At 71.5% G+C, this 17,991-nt stretch carries 18 protein-coding genes; 16 read left to right on the plus strand and 2 right to left on the minus strand.

Annotation, left to right across the window (positions count from 1 at the left end; all coding sequences use genetic code 11):
* Positions 1–5: 5 nt before the first annotated feature.
* The 14 genes from dop to NOCA_RS14935 all read left to right on the plus strand — a co-directional run bounded on the left by dop (position 6) and on the right by NOCA_RS14935 (position 14,425).
* Positions 6–1,514, plus strand: coding sequence for a depupylase/deamidase Dop (gene dop / locus NOCA_RS14870; protein WP_011756086.1), 1,509 nt, complete (start codon positions 6–8; stop codon positions 1,512–1,514).
* Positions 1,515–1,531: 17 nt separating this feature from the next.
* Complete coding sequence (locus NOCA_RS14875; protein WP_011756087.1) at positions 1,532–1,729, plus strand: ubiquitin-like protein Pup; 198 nt, start codon at positions 1,532–1,534, stop codon at positions 1,727–1,729.
* Between the two features lie 5 nt (positions 1,730–1,734).
* Entirely contained in the window at positions 1,735–2,586 is an 852-nt protein-coding gene (gene prcB, locus NOCA_RS14880) for a proteasome subunit beta (RefSeq protein WP_011756088.1), read from the plus strand.
* 4 nt (positions 2,587–2,590) lie between these two features.
* Positions 2,591–3,358 (plus strand): proteasome subunit alpha, encoded by a 768-nt coding sequence (gene prcA, locus NOCA_RS14885; RefSeq protein WP_011756089.1) that lies wholly within the window; start codon positions 2,591–2,593, stop codon positions 3,356–3,358.
* Positions 3,359–3,516: 158 nt separating this feature from the next.
* Positions 3,517–4,497 (plus strand): hypothetical protein, encoded by a 981-nt coding sequence (locus tag NOCA_RS14890; RefSeq protein ID WP_041546562.1) that lies wholly within the window; start codon positions 3,517–3,519, stop codon positions 4,495–4,497.
* A 106-nt stretch (positions 4,498–4,603) separates the two neighbouring features.
* Positions 4,604–5,965: a Pup--protein ligase gene (gene pafA / locus NOCA_RS14895; protein WP_011756091.1), complete on the plus strand. Its 1,362-nt coding sequence runs from the start codon at positions 4,604–4,606 to the stop codon at positions 5,963–5,965.
* Between the two features lie 177 nt (positions 5,966–6,142).
* Positions 6,143–7,096 (plus strand): FKBP-type peptidyl-prolyl cis-trans isomerase, encoded by a 954-nt coding sequence (locus tag NOCA_RS25900; RefSeq protein WP_011756092.1) that lies wholly within the window; start codon positions 6,143–6,145, stop codon positions 7,094–7,096.
* Between the two features lie 34 nt (positions 7,097–7,130).
* Positions 7,131–8,102: a helix-turn-helix transcriptional regulator gene (locus tag NOCA_RS14905; protein ID WP_011756093.1), complete on the plus strand. Its 972-nt coding sequence runs from the start codon at positions 7,131–7,133 to the stop codon at positions 8,100–8,102.
* Positions 8,099–9,091 (plus strand): helix-turn-helix transcriptional regulator, encoded by a 993-nt coding sequence (locus tag NOCA_RS14910; RefSeq protein WP_011756094.1) that lies wholly within the window; start codon positions 8,099–8,101, stop codon positions 9,089–9,091. Before NOCA_RS14905 ends, NOCA_RS14910 begins: the two co-directional genes overlap by 4 nt.
* Before the next feature lie 34 nt (positions 9,092–9,125).
* The gene (gene tatA, locus NOCA_RS25905; protein WP_011756095.1) at positions 9,126–9,425 is read left to right on the plus strand and encodes a Sec-independent protein translocase subunit TatA; all 300 of its coding nucleotides are present in this window, start codon (positions 9,126–9,128) and stop codon (positions 9,423–9,425) included.
* Between the two features lie 13 nt (positions 9,426–9,438).
* Positions 9,439–10,293 (plus strand): twin-arginine translocase subunit TatC, encoded by an 855-nt coding sequence (tatC, locus tag NOCA_RS14920; RefSeq protein ID WP_011756096.1) that lies wholly within the window; start codon positions 9,439–9,441, stop codon positions 10,291–10,293.
* The gene (locus tag NOCA_RS14925; RefSeq protein ID WP_011756097.1) at positions 10,290–10,709 is read left to right on the plus strand and encodes a hypothetical protein; all 420 of its coding nucleotides are present in this window, start codon (positions 10,290–10,292) and stop codon (positions 10,707–10,709) included. Before tatC ends, NOCA_RS14925 begins: the two co-directional genes overlap by 4 nt.
* 20 nt (positions 10,710–10,729) lie before the next feature.
* On the plus strand, positions 10,730–11,605 hold the full coding sequence (locus NOCA_RS14930) for a diacylglycerol kinase (protein WP_011756098.1): 876 nt from the start codon (positions 10,730–10,732) through the stop codon (positions 11,603–11,605).
* A gap of 9 nt (positions 11,606–11,614) precedes the next feature.
* On the plus strand, positions 11,615–14,425 hold the full coding sequence (locus tag NOCA_RS14935; RefSeq protein ID WP_011756099.1) for a DEAD/DEAH box helicase: 2,811 nt from the start codon (positions 11,615–11,617) through the stop codon (positions 14,423–14,425).
* Here NOCA_RS14935 and NOCA_RS14940 read toward each other — a convergent pair.
* A complete protein-coding gene (locus NOCA_RS14940; protein WP_011756100.1) occupies positions 14,398–15,090 on the minus strand; it encodes an SDR family oxidoreductase in 693 nt (230 codons plus the stop codon). The two genes, NOCA_RS14935 and NOCA_RS14940, sit on opposite strands and share 28 nt — an antisense overlap.
* Before the next feature lie 88 nt (positions 15,091–15,178).
* Between NOCA_RS14940 and NOCA_RS14945 the strand changes: the two genes are divergently transcribed.
* On the plus strand, positions 15,179–16,324 hold the full coding sequence (locus NOCA_RS14945) for an FAD-dependent oxidoreductase (RefSeq protein WP_011756101.1): 1,146 nt from the start codon (positions 15,179–15,181) through the stop codon (positions 16,322–16,324).
* Positions 16,325–16,552: 228 nt separating this feature from the next.
* On the opposite strand, the gene NOCA_RS14950 is transcribed toward NOCA_RS14945, so the two are convergent.
* Positions 16,553–17,458, minus strand: coding sequence for a 5'-3' exonuclease (locus NOCA_RS14950; protein WP_011756102.1), 906 nt, complete (start codon positions 17,456–17,458; stop codon positions 16,553–16,555).
* A 58-nt stretch (positions 17,459–17,516) separates the two neighbouring features.
* Between NOCA_RS14950 and NOCA_RS14955 the strand changes: the two genes are divergently transcribed.
* Positions 17,517–17,969 carry an Lrp/AsnC family transcriptional regulator gene (locus NOCA_RS14955; protein WP_011756103.1) on the plus strand — a complete coding sequence of 151 codons (453 nt, stop codon included), beginning with the start codon at positions 17,517–17,519 and terminating at the stop codon, positions 17,967–17,969.
* Positions 17,970–17,991: the final 22 nt, after the last annotated feature.

Below are 17,991 nucleotides of genomic sequence, written 5' to 3' on the forward strand. Positions count from 1 at the left end.
GATGCATGAGCGTGCGCCGGGTCATGGGGGCCGAGGTGGAGTACGGCATCGCCGTACAGGGACAGCCCCTCGCCAACCCGATGGTGGCCTCCTCGCAGGTCGTCAACGCCTACGCGTCGGCCACCCTCAAGGCGCGCCGGGCCCGGTGGGACTTCGAGGAGGAGTCGCCGCTGCGCGACGCCCGGGGCTTCGACATGTCCCGCCAGGTCGCCGACCCGAGCCAGCTCACCGACGAGGACATGGGCCTGGCGAACGTGATCCTCACCAACGGCGCGCGCCTCTACGTCGACCACGCCCACCCCGAGTACTCCACGCCCGAGGTGACCACCCCGCTCGACGTGGTCCGCTGGGACAAGGCGGGGGAGCAGGTCATGCTCGATGCCGCGCGCCGCGCGGGCCAGCTCCCTGGTGGGCCCCAGATCGTGCTCTACAAGAACAACACCGACAACAAGGGTGCGTCGTACGGCGCGCACGAGAACTACCTGATGCGGCGCTCGACGCCGTTCGGCGACATCGTGCGTCACCTCACGCCCTTCTTCGTGAGCCGGCAGGTGATCTGTGGCGCCGGCCGGGTCGGGATCGGCCAGGACGGGCGCGAGCACGGGTTCCAGATCAGCCAGCGCGCCGACTTCTTCGAGGTCGAGGTGGGGCTGGAGACGACGCTCAAGCGGCCGATCATCAACACCCGCGACGAGCCGCACGCCGACCCCGAGAAGTACCGCCGGCTGCACGTCATCCTCGGGGACGCCAACCTTGCCGAGGTCTCGACGTACCTCAAGGTCGGCACCACCGCGCTCGTGCTCGCCATGATCGAGGACCGGTTCATCGGCACCGACCTGACCGTCGAGGGTGCGGTCAGCGGGCTGCGCGCGATCTCGCACGACCCGACGCTGCGGACCACGGTCACCCTCACCGACGGCCGCCGGCTCACCGGGATCCAGCTCCAGCTCGAGTACCTCGACCTGGCCCGCAAGTTCGTCGAGGACCGGTACGGCGCGGACGCGGACGCCCAGACCCGCGACGTACTGGCCCGGTGGGAGTCGGTCCTGGAGCGGCTCGAGCGCGACCCGATGTCGTGCGCCCGGGAGCTCGACTGGGTGGCCAAGCTCAAGCTCCTCGAGCAGTACCGCCAGCGCGACGGCCTCGCGTGGGACGACGCCAAGCTGCAGCTGATCGACCTTCAGTACGCCGACATCCGGCCCGAGAAGGGGCTCTACCACCGGCTGGTGGCCGGCGGCCGGATCGACCGGCTGCTCGAGGACGCCGCCGTCGACGCCGCCATGCACGACCCGCCCGAGGACACCCGGGCGTACTTCCGGGGCCGGTGCCTGGAGAAGTACTCCGAGCACGTCGCGGCCGCCTCCTGGGACTCGGTGATCTTCGACCTGCCCGGCCGGGAGTCGCTGCAGCGGGTCCCGACCATCGATCCGCTGCGCGGCAGCAAGGCCCACGTGGGCGACCTGCTCGACCGCAGTGAGACGGCCGAGGAGTTGTTCACCGCTCTCACCCGCTGAGTGGTTAGGTTGTGGGTATGGCACAGGAGCAGAAGCAACCGCGGAAGTCGTCGGAGGCCGACGAGGCCGTCGAGGCCGTCGCCGAGACGGACGTCAGCGAGCGCAAGGAGGCGCTCGACAGCGACGTGGACGACATCCTCGACGAGATCGACGACGTGCTCGAGACCAACGCCGAGGACTTCGTGAAGTCCTTCATCCAGAAGGGCGGGGAGTAACCCGGATGAGCGACCCCCGCCTGCCGGCTGCGTTCCTGCAGCCGGGCTCCTCGTCGTTCAGCGACTTCCTCGCCGTCCAGGCCCCCGACCTGCTGCCCGGTCGCCGCGCGGTGCCGCAGGGCCACGCCGGCGACCTCGCGCCGCACGGCACCACGATCGTGGCCGCCACCTTCCCCGGCGGGGTCGTGATGGCCGGGGACCGGCGCGCCACGATGGGCAACATCATCGCCCAGCGTGACATCGAGAAGGTCTTCCCGGCCGACGAGTTCTCCGCGGTCGGTATCGCCGGCTCCGCGGGTCTCGCCGTGGAGATGGTGCGCCTGTTCCAGACCGAGCTCGAGCACTACGAGAAGATCGAGGGCAGCACCCTCTCGATGGACGGCAAGGCCAACCGGCTCGCGGCCCTGATCCGCTCCAACCTCGGGATGGCGATGCAGGGCCTGGCCGTCGTACCCCTCTTCGCCGGTTTCGACCTGGCCAGCAACCAGGGCCGGATCTTCAGCTACGACGTCACCGGTGGGCGCTACGAGGAGACCGCGTTCCACTCCGTCGGGTCCGGCTCGCTGTTCGCGCGCGGCTCGCTCAAGAAGCTCTACCGTGACGACCTCACCGCCGAGCAGACCGTCCAGGCCGTGGTGGAGGCGCTGTACGACGCGGCCGACGACGACTCCGCCACGGGTGGGCCCGACGTCACCCGCCGGATCTTCCCGGTGGTCCAGGTGATGACCGCCGACGGCGGTCGCCGGATGCCGGACGCCGACGTGGCCACGATCGCCGACCGGGTGATCGCCGGCCGGATGACCAGCCCCGACGGGCCCACCGCACCGCTGACGGCCCGGCCCCTGGAAGGTGCGTGACGCCATGAGCATGCCGTTCTACGTCTCGCCCGAGCAGTTGATGAAGGACCGCGCCGACTTCGCCCGCAAGGGCATCGCCCGGGGCCGGTCGGTCGCGGCGGTGCAGTACGCCGACGGGATCCTGTTCGTCTCCGAGAACCCCTCCCAGGCGTTGCACAAGGTCTCGGAGATCTATGACCGGATCGCGTTCGCGGCGGTGGGGCGCTACAACGAGTTCGAGAACCTCCGGATCGCCGGGGTCCGGCTCGCCGACATGCGCGGCTACGCCTACGACCGGCGCGACGTGACGGGCCGCGGGCTCGCCAACGCCTACGCGCAGACCCTCGGCACGATCTTCTCCAGCGGCGGCGAGAAGCCCTACGAGGTGGAGCTGTTCGTCGCCGAGATCGGCGACGAAGCCGCCGGCGACCAGCTCTACCGGCTGACCTACGACGGCCAGGTCGCAGACGAGCACGGCTTCGCCGTCATGGGCGGCGCCGCGGACACGGTGGCGTCGTACCTCAAGGAGCGGTACGCGGAGGGCGCGTCCCTCACGGACGCCGTGCGGCTCGCGGTCGCCTCGCTCGGCCACACCGACACCGAGGATCGCGTCATCCCCGCCGACGACCTCGAGGTCGCTGTCCTCGACCGCACCCGATCCCAACCGCGCAAGTTCGCGCGCCTACGGCCGGCCCGCCTCGAGGAGCTCCTCGGTGAGCGCGGTCCGGCCCAGCACGCGCCCGAGGAGCCCGCCGATCCGGAGCCCGAGCCCCCGATCGCCCCGCCCGGCTGATGGGTCTTCGACCTCCGCCGTTTGGTCACCAACAACATCTTTGGAGCGCGTCCGTCCGTCGTTGGTGACCAAACCGCGGGTGATCGTGACCCGCGGCGTCATCCACAGCCTGGTGGGGACCCGGTTTGTGGCGGTCTCGGGGTGCGCAACCTGCGACCATGGGGACGAAGCAGAAGAAGGATGACGACGACAAGCCGATCCGGGGTCAGGTCCGGCTGGTGGGCCACCGGCGCGTCAGCCACGGACTGTACGTGCGGGTGGCAGAGGGGTTGGGAGACGACGAGGAGTTCGTCCGGGACCTCGAGGCGTATCTGCTGGTGCTCCCGAGGTCCGCGGCCTTCACCCACCTGACTGGGGCACGACTCCGCCACTGGCGGCTGCCGAAGCTGCCCGACCAGGTCCCGGTGTTCGTGGCGGTGGACCTCAAGGACCCACGTCCTCGTCGGCACGGCTTGATCTGCTCGAGGCTGACGACCACTCGGGAGCGGACCAAGCGCCACGGCCTGCCGGTCGAGGAGACGGAGGAGATCCTCCTGAGGTTGGCTCGTGACCTGGGTCTTCTCGACCTGGTCATCGTGATCGACTCCGCGATCCAGCTCGGCGACGTCGATCCCGACCGGATGGAGCGCCTGCTCCGCAGCCGCCGGCCGGGCGTGCGGATGCTGCGCGCGGCATACCGGCTGGCGTGCGGACTGAGCGAGTCCGAGGGGGAGAGTGTCCTGCGGGTGTTCCACGTGGCGATCGACGTACCCGTGCAGCCCCAGGTAGAGCTGTTCGATGACCGGGGGAACCTGATCGGACGCGTCGACCTGCTGGTCACGGGGACGACGCGGGCCCATGAGTACGACGGAGAGCACCATCGCGACAAGGACCAGCACCGGGTCGACATGCGCCGCGAGCGTGGCTGGGCAGGATCGCCGTACACCCGCAGCGGCTTCGCGCTCGACGACCTGCTGAATCATCCCGCGGTGGTGATGCACGAGATCGATCGCGTCCTGGACCGTCCGCACCGGGTACGCCGGCTGCGTCGATGGCGCACCGTCGTGCAGAACTCCCTCTACTCCGAGGCCGGTCGCGAACGCGTCATGAATCGTTGGCGGCGCCAGAACGCCATCATGGACTGGGCCCGAAGCGCCTGACCGCGGCCGGTCCCCGTCGCTGGTGACCGAGCGACGATCACCTCCGGGCGCCGCCACGCGTCGGATGTGCCTCCCGCGCCGACCAGGCTGCGCCTAGGCTGGCCTCGTGGACCGGCGGATCTTCGGGATCGAGAACGAGTACGGCGTGACGTGCACGTTCAAGGGGCAGCGCCGTCTGAGCCCAGACGAGGTGGCGCGGTACCTGTTCCGCAAGGTCGTGAGCTGGGGTCGCAGCAGCAACGTGTTCCTGCGCAACGGCGCCCGGCTCTACCTCGACGTGGGCAGCCACCCCGAGTACGCCACCCCGGAGTGCGACGACGTCGTGGAGCTGGTCACCCACGACAAGGCGGGGGAGCGGGTCTTGGAGGGCCTGCTGCTGGACGCCGAGCAGCGGCTGCACGACGAGGGCATCGCCGGCGAGATCTACCTGTTCAAGAACAACACCGACTCCGCGGGCAACTCCTACGGCTGCCACGAGAACTACCTGGTCAGCCGGGCCGGCGAGTTCTCCCGGCTCGCCGACGTGTTGATCCCGTTCCTGGTCACCCGCCAGATCATCGTCGGGGCGGGCAAGATCACCCAGACCCCGCGGGGCGCCAGTTACAGCGTCTCCCAGCGTGCCGAGCACATCTGGGAGGGCGTCTCGAGCGCCACCACGCGCAGCCGACCGATCATCAACACCCGCGACGAGCCACACGCCGACGCCGAGAAGTACCGCCGCCTGCACGTCATCGTCGGCGACTCCAACATGAGCGAGACGACGACGATGCTCAAGGTCGCCAGCTGTGACCTGGTGCTGCGGATGATCGAGGAGGGCGTGGTGATGCGCGACCTCACGATGGAGAACCCGATCCGCGCGATCCGGGAGATCTCCCACGACGTCACCGGTCGCCGGAAGGTGCGGCTCGCCAACGGCCGCGAGGCCAGCGCCCTCGACATCCAGCAGGAGTACCTCACCAAGGCGCGCGACTTCGTGGACCGCCGCGAGCTCAGCACGCCGCTGATCGAGCAGGCACTGGACCTCTGGGAGCGTGGGCTGAAGGCGGTCGAGGCCGACGACCTCGGCCTGGTCGACCGCGAGATCGACTGGGTGATCAAGTGGAAGCTGATCGAGCGCTACCGGGCCAAGCACGGCCTGCCGCTGGGCCATCCCCGGATCGCCCAGCTCGACCTGGCCTACCACGACATCCACCGCGGTCGCGGGCTCTACTACCTGCTCGAGAAGCGGGGCGCGGTCGCCCGGGTGACCACCGACCTGAAGATCTTCGAGGCCAAGTCGGTGCCGCCGCAGACCACCCGGGCCCGGTTGCGCGGCGAGTTCATCCGGCGCGCCCAGGAGCGCCGACGCGACTTCACCGTCGACTGGGTCCACCTCAAGCTCAACGACCAGGCCCAGCGCACCGTGCTCTGCAAGGACCCGTTCCGTGCCCACGACGAGCGGGTGCAGCGCCTCATCGACGGCATGTGAGCCGCCCCGGGCTGTCGTTTGGTCACCAACGGCAGCAGTCGCGCGTCAGAACCTGCCGTTGGTGACCAAACCGCAACACCGACAGACCCACGGCGGACCCGCCATCAGGGTCCACTCAGGGTGGGCGGCTAGTGTGAGCGCCGCTGTCCCAGCACCCGACTGCGAAGGTTGAACTCTGTGTCCCGACGTCCCCGCCGCTTCTCGGCCGTCCTGCTGCCGGTGGTCCTGGCCACCGCACTGGCCACCACCCTGGTCGCTTGCGGCTCCGATTCCTCCGACGGCGGCTCCTCGTCGTCGTCCGACAGCCTTCACGGCATCACCGTGACCGGCGAGATCGGGAGCGCACCGGAGGTGAAGTGGGACGGCAAGCTCGACGTCGACAAGACCGAGACCACGGTGCTCACCGAGGGTGACGGGGACGAGGTCAAGGACGGCGACAAGGTCCAGGTCAACCTGTGGATCGGCAACGGCTTCACCCAGGAGGAGGCCTACAGCAGCTACGCCGACGGCGGCCAGGAGGAGACCGTGACCGCCAGCGACCAGCTGGCGCCGGTGTTCAAGGACGCCGTGCTCGGCCAGAAGCTCGGCTCGCGCGTCGCCGTCACCGCGACCGGGTCGGACGCGTTCGGCGAGTCCGGCAACACCTCGATCGGCATCGCCCCCACCGACACGGTGCTGATCATCGTGGACCTGATGAAGATGTACGAGCCGCCGACGCCGAAGGACGTGCCCTCGGCCCAGCTGCCCGGGATCGTCGAGAAGAAGGGCGAGCCGGTCGCGCTCGACTTCAAGGGCGTCGCGAAGCCGGAGGCCGACGGCGACCTGCTGCGCAGCGTCGTCAAGGAGGGCGACGGCAAGACGGTCACCACGGACATGACCGTGACCGCCGACTACCTCGGCATGGTGTACGACGCCAAGGTGCCCTTCGACGAGAGCTACTCCAAGGACCCGGTGCCGTTCGCACTGTCCCAGGTCGTGCAGGGCTGGACCTACGGGCTCGAGGGTCTCAAGGTCGGCAGCCGGGTGCTGCTCCAGATCCCGCCGTCCCTGGGTTACGGCGCGTCCGAGCAGAGCGGCATCCCGGCGAACAGCACGCTGTACTTCGTGGTCGACATCATCGACGCCAAGTAGCACCAGGCGACCCGGACGCGCGAGGATCAGCAGCATGGCGGTGGCGAAGAGCGAACGACTGCTCAACCTGCTCATCATGCTGCTGGTCCAGCGCCACTACGTCTCCAAGGACCGGATCCGGACGATCCTCTATCCCGACTCCAGCACCGACGCGTTCGAGAAGATGTTCGAGCGCGACAAGGAGGAGCTGCGCAGCCTGGGGGTCCCGATCGAGGTCGGCAACATGGACGCCTACTTCGACGACGAGCCCGGCTACCGGATCCGGCCCGACGAGTTCGCCCTCCCCGACATCTCGCTGACCGCCGACGAGGCCGCCGTCATCGGCCTGGCCACCCGCGTCTGGGAGCACGCCCGGCTGGCCGAGGCGACGACCGAGGCGGTCCGCAAGCTCACCGCCCTCGGCGTACCCCTCGACGTGACCGCCCTCGACATCGCCCAGCCGCGGCTGAGCGCGGACGAGCCGTCCTTCGACGTCTTCTGGGAGGCGATCCAGGAGCGGATCCCGGTCGAGTTCGAGTACCGCCGCCCCGGTGCGACCGACACCGCCACCCGGCACCTCCAGCCGTGGGGCGTCGTGCGCTACTCCGGACGGTGGTACGTCGTCGGGCTGGACACCGACCGCGACGAGGAGCGGGTCTTCCGCCTCTCCCGGGTCCAGGGCGAGGCCCGCCGGGCCGGCCAGCCCGGCTCGTACGACGTCCCGCCCGGCACCGACGTCCGCGCCACGACCCTGCGGCTCGCCCCCCAGCCGACCACCGAACGCGCCGTCCTGCTCGTGCGCGAGGGGTCCGGTCTGGCGCTGCGCCGCGACGCCGAGTCCGTGGACCCGGGCGTCGTGGGGCCGGACGAGCGCACCGCCTGGGACCGGGTCGTGGTCAGCAGGAGCGGCACCGGCCTCGCCGACGAGATCCTCGGCTACGGCCCGGACGTGTACGTGGAGGAGCCGGCACCGCTGCGCGAGACGGTCGTCGACCGGCTGCGCGCGGTCGTGGGGGCGGCGTCGTGAGCGTCTCGTCGGCCAGCGGCGCCAAGGACCAGGTCGCGCGGCTGCTCACCCTGGTCCCGTTCCTCCACTCCCACGACCAGGTCCGTCTCGACGAGGCCGCGGCGGCGCTGGGCGTCCCGCCCGACCAGCTCCTCGGCGACCTGAAGGTGCTGCTCATGTGCGGGCTGCCGGGGGGCTACCCGGACGACCTGATCGACGTCGACCTGGACGCCCTCGAGGGCCCCGAGGCCGACGGCGTGATCCGGGTGTCGAACGCCGACTACCTCTCCCGCCCGCTGCGGCTGAGCCCCACCGAGGCGACCGCGATCATCGTCGCCCTGCGCGCACTGCGCTCCGGCGCCGGCGAGGAGACCCGCGAGGTCGTCGACCGGGCGCTCGGCAAGCTCGAGGCGGCCGCCGCGGAAGGGTCGGCGGCCCGCCGGATCGACCCCGGCGAGGTCGACCTCCAGCGCCTGGACCAGGTCCGGCTGGAGGCGGACCTGCAGGACGCGGTCGCCCGGGCGCGCCAGGTCCGGTTCAGCTACTTCGTCCCCTCCCGCGACCAGCAGTCCGAGCGCGTCGTCGACCCGCGGGGCATCGTCTCGGCGCACGGGTTCACCTACCTGGACGCCTGGTGCCACAGCGCCCGGGCACCGCGGCTGTTCCGCCTCGACCGGATCCGCGACGCCGAGCTGCTCGACGCGCCCGTGAGCACCGCCCCGGAGGCGCCCCGTGACCTCTCCGAGGGCCTGTTCAAGAGGTCCGAGGACACCACCCTGGTCACCCTCCGCGTGGACCGCCCGGCCCGCTGGATCGTGGACTACTACCCGGTGGAGGCGGTGCGGCCGCGCCGCGACGGAGCGCTCGACGTGGACCTGCTCGTCGCCGACCAGCGCTGGCTCCAGCGACTGCTGCTCCGGCTGGCCCCCCATGCCCGGGTCGTCAGTCCCGCGGACCTCGACCAAGCGTTCACCCGCCGGGCACACGAGACGCTCAGCCTTTACGGCTGACCCGGCGTACCATGACAACGTCACCATCGAGCCCGTGAGGACCCACATGTTCGCGCTTGCCATCGGCGGCCTCGGCACGACCGAGCTGCTCATCATCCTGGCTGTCATCATCCTGCTCTTCGGTGCCGCGAAGCTCCCCGAGCTCGCTCGCGGCAGCGGTCGGGCGCTGCGGATCTTCAAGGCCGAGACCAAGGGCCTGATGGACGACGGCCAGGACGACGCCACCAAGACCGCCGAGCAGCGCGAGCTCGAGACGCGGCAGGCCGAGCTGGACCAGCGCCAGGCGGAGCTGGACGCCGAGCGGGACCGCCTGCAGCGTCCCGACAGCGCCTGAGCACACCCACCCGTTGTCCCTCAGCGGCGTCTTCGACTACTTCTCCGGCCGACCGCGCCACCCGGTGGGCGCCGACGGCCGGATGGCCCTCTCGGACCACCTCCGTGAACTCCGCGCCCGACTGCTCAAGTCGGTGCTGTTCCTCGTCCTGACGTTCGCGGTCGCGCTGTTCTTCTTCGACCGCCCCGACGACGGCCTGCTCGGGCTCGTGCTCGGCCCCTACAACGACGCACGGGGGATGCTCGGCGAGAAGGTCCAGACCCGGGCGTACGTCGCGGGCGCGACCGGTCCGCTGATGCTGCAGCTCAAGCTGTGCGGCGTCGCGGCCATCGTCGCCTCCAGCCCCTACTGGCTCTACCAGATCTGGGCCTTCGTCGTGCCCGGCCTGCACGACCAGGAGCGGAAGTGGACCCGGATCTTCGCCGCCATCGCCGGACCCCTGTTCATCATCGGCGTCGCCACCGGCTACTACGTGCTGCCGCGCGGCCTGGAGGTCCTGATCGGTTTCACGCCCGCCGGCCTGGACAACCTCGTGGAGTTCGGCGACTACTTCTCGTTCCTGACCCGGATGCTGCTGGTCTTCGGCATCGCGTTCGAGATCCCGCTGTTCGTGGTCATGCTCAACCTCGCCGGGGTGGTCTCCGGCAAGACGCTCGGTCGCTACCGGCCATGGATCATCCTCGGGACCTTCGTGTTCGCGGCGGTCGCGACCCCGTCCACGGACCCGTTCTCGATGACGATGCTCGCCATCCCGATGCTCCTGCTGTTCTTCGTCGCCGAGGTCATCGCGCGGACCGTGGACCGGGCCCGCCGCCGGGGCGCCGGCAGCACCGACCAGTGGGCCGACGACGAGGCTTCGCCCCTGTGACGGCCGCGGGGGCCGCCCCTGGAGGCTTCGAGCCGGTCGACGCGTTCGACCTGCCCGACTGGCTCGGGGTGTCCGACGTGACCTGGGTCGCCGAGGCCGGCGTACGCCGCGGCCACGCCGTGCCCGGCCACCTCGCGGGCTCCGGCGCCGACCCGATCCCGTGCGACCTGCTCGCCGTCGACCCGGCGTACCCCGCCGCCGTCGCCCCCGAGACGGTGCGCCACGACGCGCACCAGGCGTGGCGCCACGGCCAGGTCCTCCTGGTCGGCCGGGACGGCCGGCTCACCCTGACGGTCCCGGGCACCGGGTTCACCGCCGACCTGGTCCTCGAGGCGGTCGCGCGACTCGCGCTCGCCGTCGGCGCCCCGGTCGAGCGATACGCGGTGCTCCTGCGGATCGGCGCCGAGCGGCCCTAGCGACCACTAGTCTCACCCGCGTGACCGACCGCGACATCGCGCTGCTGACGAACCCGACCGCCGGCAAGGGCCGCGGGGCGCGCTACCGCGACGCCGCGCTCGCCCACCTGCGCGCCGCCGGCCTCACCGTCCGCAACCTGACCGGGCGCGACGCCGACGAGTCGCAGGACCTCGCGCACCAGGCCGTCGCCGACGGCGTCGACGCCCTGGTGGTCGTCGGGGGCGACGGGATGGTCCACCTGGCAGTCCAGGCGCTCGCCGGCACCGGGATCCCGCTGGGCGTCGTGCCGGCCGGCACCGGCAACGACGTCGCCCGCTACTTCGACGTTCCCCGCAAGGACCCGCTGGCGGCCGCCGACGTCGTGATCCGTGGCCACACCCGCGTGGTGGACCTGGCCCGCAGCGGCCGCCGGCACTACCTCACGGTGCTCGCCGCGGGCTTCGACGCGGTCGTCAACGAGCGCGCGAACAAGATGACCTGGCCCAAGGGCCAGATGCGCTACAACCTGGCGACGCTCGCCGAGCTGCGCACGTTCACGCCGATCCCCTACACGCTCGACCTGGACGGAGTCGCGCACCACCTCGACGCGATGCTGGTGGCCGTCGGCAACGGCCCGTCGTTCGGTGGCGGCCTCCGGATCACCGAGGGCGCCGTCCTCGACGACGGGTTGCTCGACGTGGTGATCATCAAGCCGATGAGCAAGGCCGGGCTGATCCGCACCTATCCCAAGCTGTTCAAGGGCACCCACGTTTCCCACCCGCAGTACGAGCACCACCGGGTGCGCGCGATCACCGTCGCCGCCCCCGGCATCGTGTCCTACGCCGACGGGGAGCGCTTCGGGCCGCTGCCGCTGACCGTGGAGTGTGCCCCCGGCGCGCTGACGGTCCTCACGTAGGTTGGGCGCATGAGCAGCGCCTCGGACGACCGGAGCCCGTCCGAGCGGTACGCGTCGTACCGCACCAGCCGCAAGCACCCCGTGCTCCGCGACTTCCGGTCCCTCTACGACTTCCCCCTCGACGACTTCCAGGTGCGCGGCTGCCAGGCGATCGAGGAGGGCCGCGGCGTCCTGGTGGCCGCCCCGACCGGCTCCGGCAAGACGATCGTGGGCGAGTTCGCCATCCATCTCGCGCTCGAGACCGGACGCAAGGCCTTCTACACCACCCCGATCAAGGCGCTGTCGAACCAGAAGTACCACGACCTGGTCGCCCGCTACGGCCCCGACCGGGTCGGCCTGCTCACCGGCGACAACGTCGTCAACGGCGACGCGCCGGTCGTGGTGATGACCACCGAGGTGCTGCGCAACATGCTGTACGCCGGCTCCCGCACGCTGCTCGGCCTCGGGTTCGTCGTCATGGACGAGGTGCACTACCTCGCCGACCGGTCCCGGGGCGCGGTCTGGGAAGAGGTCATCATCCACCTCCCCGAGTCCGTCTCCCTGGTCTCGCTCTCGGCCACCGTCTCCAACGCCGAGGAGTTCGGCGAATGGCTGGCGACCGTCCGTGGTGACACCACGACGATCGTGGAGGAGCGCCGCCCGGTGCCGCTCTACCAGCACGTGATGGTCGGGCGCCGCCTGCTCGACCTGTTCGCGTCCTCGGACGTCGACGCCGCCGCCGGGTTCGTCAAGGAGGGCGCCCCGGTCAACGACGAGCTGTTGAAGGTCGCCCGCGACGACTGGGCCAGCAGCCGGATCAAGGACCGGCGCAACCCGCGGGGCCGGTCCAAGCCGGGACAGAAGAACGTCGGGAACGGCCGCCGGGTCTGGATCCCGAGCCGCCCGGACGTGATCGACCGCCTCGACCGCGAGGGCCTGCTCCCCGCGATCGTCTTCATCTTCAGCCGCGTGGGCTGCGACGCGGCGGTGACCCAGTGCCTCAACGCCGGCGTGCGGCTGACCACACCGGAGGAGCGGGACACGATCTACGCCTATGTCGAGGAGGCCTGCAGCGACCTGCCCGCCGACGACCTCCACGTCCTGGGCTACCACGACTTCCTCGACGGGCTGACCCGCGGCGTCGCGGCCCACCACGCGGGCATGCTGCCCGTCTTCAAGCAGTGCGTGGAGGAGCTGTTCGTCCGCGGCCTGTGCAAGGTGGTCTTCGCCACCGAGACGTTGGCGCTGGGCATCAACATGCCGGCCCGCACCGTGGTGATCGAGAAGCTCACCAAGTGGAACGGCGAGACGCACGCCGACATCACGCCGGGGGAGTACACCCAGCTCACCGGCCGCGCCGGCCGGCGAGGCCTCGACGTCGAGGGCCACGGCGTCGTGCTGTGGCAGCCCGGGACGAACCCGCGCGAGCTCGCCGGGCTCGCCTCCACGCGCACCTACCCGCTCCGGTCGTCGTTCCGGCCGTCGTACAACATGGCGGTCAACTTGGTGCACCAGTTCGGCCGGGAGCGCTCCCGGGAGCTGCTGGAGCAGTCCTTCGCCCAGTTCCAGGCCGACAAGGCGGTCGTCGGGCTGGCCCGCCAGCTGCGCAAGAGCGAGGACGCCCTTGCCGGCTACCGGGACGCGGCGACCTGCCACCTCGGCGACTTCATGGAGTACGCCGACCTCCGCCGCCGGATCGGCGAGGTCGAGAAGGGCGCCAGCCGGGCCCGCCGCGCCGACCAGCGCGAGGCCGCCATCGAGTCGCTGCGCGCGCTCAAGCCCGGCGACGTGATCGAGGTGCCGACCGGGAAGTTCGCCGGCTTCGCGGTCGTGGTCGACCCCGGCTGGTCGGCCGAGGGTCCGCGACCCTACGTCGTCACCGCGGACCGGCAGGCCCGCCGGCTGGCGATGATCGACTTCCCCACGCCGGTCACGGCGGTCGCCCGGGTGAAGGTGCCGAAGACCTTCAACGGCCGCAACCCGCAGATGCGCCGAGACCTCGCCGCGGCGCTGCGCTCCCGCACCCACGACCTCACCCCGCCCCCGCCCGGCCGGGCCGGCGGCCGCCCCGACCAGCTGCGCACCCACGCCGACGAGGAGATCGCCGGCCTGCGCGCCGAGCTCAAGGCCCACCCGTGCCACGAGTGCCCGGACCGCGAGGACCACGCCCGCTGGGCGGAGCGGTACTTCAAGCTCGACCGCGACGCCCAGACGCTGAAGCGCCGGGTCGAGCAGCGCACCAACACCGTCGCCCGCCAGTTCGACCGGGTCTGCGAGGTGCTGACCGCGCTCGGCTATCTCACCGGGGACGGAGCCGATGCCCAGGTCACCGAGCGCGGCAGCCACCTGCGGCGGCTGTACTCCGACATGGACCTGCTCGCCGCGGAGTCGATGCGGCACGGGCTCTGGGACGCCCTCTCGCCCTCCGAGCTGGCCGCGGCCCTCTCCGTCCTGGTGTTCGAGGCGCGGCGGCCCGACGACGCCTCCTCGCCCCGGATCCCCGGCGGCGCCGTCCGCGAGGTGGTCGGTGAGATGGTCCGGCTCTGGGGCAGCCTCGAGGCGCTCGAGCGGGACCACAAGCTCGAGTTCCTGCGCCAGCCCGACCTCGGCTTCGCGTGGGTCGCCTACCGCTGGGCCGAGGGCGATGACCTCGACGACGTACTGGTCGTCAGCGACCTCGCCGCCGGCGACTTCGTCCGTTGGATGAAGCAGCTGGTGGACCTGGCCGGTCAGGTCGCCGACGCCGCCGGGGCCTCGCCGCTGCGGGAGACCGCCCGCGAGGTGGTGCGCCGGTTGCGTCGGGGCGTGGTGGCCTACTCCTCCCTCGCCGACGACGAGTGAACCGACCGTCCGTCGGGGGAGTGCACGGCCTGCTCGACCGGGACCTCGCCGGACACCAGGTTCCACTGCTGCCCGATGCTGCCCGGCACGTCGAACACGGCCGCCAGGACGGCGGCGACGTCGGCGCGGGTGACCTCACCACGGGCCACGTCCGCGCCGAGGGCGACGCGCCCGGTGGCCGGCTCGTCGGTGAGCCGGCCGGGACGGATGATCGTCCAGTCCAGGTCGCTCGCGCGTAGCGCGGCGTCGGCGTCGCGCTTGGCCGCCACATAGGCTCGCCAGACCGCTCCGGTGTCGGCCGGGAGCGGGTCGTCGACCCCGATCGCGGACACCTGGACGAAGCGCCGGATCCCCGCCGCGCGGGCGCCCTCGATCGACTTCAGGGAGCCCTCGAGGTCCACGGTGCGCTTGCGTTCGATGTTGCCGTCCGGCCCGCCACCCGCCGCGAACACGACGGCTTCGCAGCCGGCGAAGGCCGCCGCGAACTCGGTCGCGCCCTGGCGCTCGATGTCGAGCATCCGGACCTCCGCACCCCGGCCCTCCAGCTCCTCGCGGTAGGCCTCGTTCCGCACCAGGGCCACCGGGTCGTGGCCGGCGCGCCGGAGCAGGTGGACGAGCTGCCGCGCGACCTGCCCGTGGCCGCCGACGATTGCGATCCGTGTCATGCCTTTCACGGTACGGGTGGCTCGGTCGCGGGGTACGTTGCGACGTACGTCACACCCGTCGCCACCACCCGGGGGAGGGAGCACGACGATGGTCATCCGCACGGATCTGCTCGTGATCGGGGCCGGGCCGTACGCCTACTCGGCCGCGGCGTACGCCCGCGACCGCGGCATCGACGCCCACCTGGTCGGGCTCCCGATGGCGTTCTGGCGCGACCGGATGCCCACCGACATGTACCTGCGCTCGGGACCGGACTGGTACCTCGACGCGAACCGCGAGCACACCTTCGCGGCGTTCTTCGAGGACCGGGGCCTCGCCCCGGCGGAACACGACCCGATCCCGATCGGCGTGTTCCTCGACCACACCGAGTGGTTCGCGGAGCGCAAGGGGCTGGTCGCCGATCCACGCCTGGTCGCCGAGCTGACCAAGCCCAACGGCACCTTCGTCGCGACCATGGCCGACGGTGACACGATCGAGGCCGATCGCGTGGTCGCGGCTCCCGGAGTGGGCTACTTCGCGCAGGTCCCCGACTGGCAGGACCGGGTGCCTGCGGACCGGTGCAGCCACACCAGCGACCTGGTCTCCTTCGGTGACCTGGCCGGCGCCCGGGTGGCGGTGATCGGCGGGCGGCAGAGCGCGTACGAGTGGGCGGCGCTGCTGTGCGACCACGGCGCCGAGCGGGTCGATGTCGTCCACCGCCACGAGACCCCGGAGTTCGCCAAGGTGAGCTGGGCCTTCGTCGACGAGTACGTCGACCAGACACTCGCGCACCGCGGCTGGTGGCGACGACTGCCCGCGGAGGAGCAGGCCGCGATCGGCCGGCGGTTCTGGGAGGTCGGGCGGCTCACGCTCGAGCCCTGGCTGGTCCCGCGGCTGACCCCCGGGGTCGTGCACCGCCACCCGCAGTGCGCCGTCACCGACGTGGCGGCCGACGGGTCCACCGACGGCGGGGCGGTCCGGCTGAGCCTCACCGACGGCACCGTCCTGGACGTCGACCACGTCGTGCTCGCCAGCGGCTACCGGGCCGACCTGGCGCGGGTGCCCTACCTCGCCGGCGTCCTCGACCGGGTCGCGGTCACCGACGGCTTCCCGGACCTGTCCGAGGGGTTCGAGACGAGCCTCGACGGTCTGCACGTCGTCGGGTTCGCCGCCACCCGCGACTTCGGGCCGTTCTACGGCTTCACCAAGGGCTGCCCGTCGGCCGCGCGCATCGTCGTCGACGAGATGCTGCGCTGAGGCCGGGTCCGGCTGTGTCGTCGTTTGGTCACCAACGACGTTCGCCGGCCGGATCCGGCCGTCGTTGGTGACCAAACCACAACGATTCTCCAGCCGCGGCCGGCCGTCGAGGGCAGGGGACTGGCGGGCCGCTCCGCCCGCCGGGCCACGCGCGGGGCGAATGTCGTTTGGTCACCAACGACAGTCCTGGGGCGGTCAGATCTGTCGTTGGTGACCAAACCGCGAGAGTCAGCGACCCGCGAGGGCGTCGGTCAGCCGCTGGACGGGGCTCTCGATGCCCCAGCGGTGACCGAGGTCGGCGAGGCGGGGGAGGTCCCGGGGCTGGTCGGGGAGGCGGGTGTCGGCCGGGCCGAGATCGAGGTCGCGGGCCACGGCCACCACCGTCGGCGCGACCTCGAGGTACGCCGCGGCGGCCTTGATCCTGCCCCGCGGGCCGGGCCCCATGTCGGAGTCGGGGTCGAGCGCGGCCGCGACGATGCCGGCCATGTCGCCGAAGCGACCCAGCAGGGTCGCGGCGGTCTTCTCCCCGACGCCGGCGACACCGGGCAGCCCGTCGGAGGCGTCGCCACGCAGGGTGGCGAAGTCGGCGTACTGCCGGGCGTCGATGCCGTACTTCGTGCGCACCCAGTCGTTCGTGACCCGCTCGTGCTTGCCCACGCCCCGCGCGATGTACAGCACGCGCACGTCGGCCTCGTCGTCGACGAGCTGGAACAGGTCCCGGTCGCCGGTCACGACGTCGACCGGCTGGCGCGCCTGGGTGGCGAGCGACCCGATCACGTCGTCGGCCTCGTAGCCATCGGCCCCGAGCACGCAGATCCCGAAGGCCGCGAGCACCTCGCGGATGATCGGCACCTGCACCTCCAGCGGGCCGGGCACCTCCTCGACGTCCGGCTCACCGGTGCGCTCGGCCTCGACCCGGTGCGCCTTGTACGACGGCAGCAGGTCGACCCGCCACTGGGGGCGCCAGTCGTTGTCCCAGCAGGCGACCAGGTGGGTCGGCCGGTAGTCGGCGACCAGCCGGGCGATGAAGTCCAGGAGGCCGCGCACGGCGTTGACCGGGGTGCCGTCCGGGGCCAGGATCTCCGGGACCCCGAAGAAGGCCCGGAAGTACATGGAGGCGGAGTCGAGAAGCATCAGTCTTCCGGGCTGGTCCACGACCCGCATCCTGCCACGCGACGCTACGCTGAACGCCGTGAGCCAGTCCGAACTCGAAGGCACCGACCGCAGGATCCTGGGGCTCCTCGCGAACGACGGCCGGATGTCCTTCACCGACCTCGGCAAGGCCACCGGCCTGTCGACGTCGGCGGTCCATCAGCGGGTCAAGCGCCTCGAGGGACGCGGCCTGATCCGGGGCTACGCCGCGATCATCGATCACGAGCAGCTCGGGCTCCCGCTCACGGCCTTCATCTCGATCCGGCCGATCGACCCCTCCCAGCCCGACGACTCGCCCGAGCGGGTCCGTCCGATCCCGGAGATCGAGTCGTGCTGGTCGGTGGCCGGCGACGAGTCCTACATCCTCAAGGTCCGGGTGGCGACGCCGACCGACCTCGAGGACCTGCTCGCCCGGATCCGGGCGGCCGCGAACGTCGCGACCCGCACCACGATCGTGCTGTCCACGCCCTACGAGAGCCGCTCGGTCACCTGACCGGCGCACTGCCCGTCCGGGA

It is taken from the genome of Nocardioides sp. JS614 (assembly GCF_000015265.1).
In the GTDB taxonomy this organism is placed as follows: domain Bacteria; phylum Actinomycetota; class Actinomycetes; order Propionibacteriales; family Nocardioidaceae; genus Nocardioides.

Coding starts and splice junctions, on each gene's coding strand:
- dop (WP_011756086.1), top strand. CDS start 6: ATGAGCGTGCGCCGGGTCATGGGGGCCGAGGTGGAGTACGGCATCGCC.
- NOCA_RS14875 (WP_011756087.1), top strand. CDS start 1,532: ATGGCACAGGAGCAGAAGCAACCGCGGAAGTCGTCGGAGGCCGACGAG.
- prcB (WP_011756088.1), top strand. CDS start 1,735: ATGAGCGACCCCCGCCTGCCGGCTGCGTTCCTGCAGCCGGGCTCCTCG.
- prcA (WP_011756089.1), top strand. CDS start 2,591: ATGAGCATGCCGTTCTACGTCTCGCCCGAGCAGTTGATGAAGGACCGC.
- NOCA_RS14890 (WP_041546562.1), top strand. CDS start 3,517: ATGGGGACGAAGCAGAAGAAGGATGACGACGACAAGCCGATCCGGGGT.
- NOCA_RS14905 (WP_011756093.1), top strand. CDS start 7,131: ATGGCGGTGGCGAAGAGCGAACGACTGCTCAACCTGCTCATCATGCTG.
- NOCA_RS14935 (WP_011756099.1), top strand. CDS start 11,615: ATGAGCAGCGCCTCGGACGACCGGAGCCCGTCCGAGCGGTACGCGTCG.
- NOCA_RS14940 (WP_011756100.1), bottom strand. CDS start 15,090: ATGACACGGATCGCAATCGTCGGCGGCCACGGGCAGGTCGCGCGGCAG.
- NOCA_RS14945 (WP_011756101.1), top strand. CDS start 15,179: ATGGTCATCCGCACGGATCTGCTCGTGATCGGGGCCGGGCCGTACGCC.
- NOCA_RS14950 (WP_011756102.1), bottom strand. CDS start 17,458: ATGCTTCTCGACTCCGCCTCCATGTACTTCCGGGCCTTCTTCGGGGTC.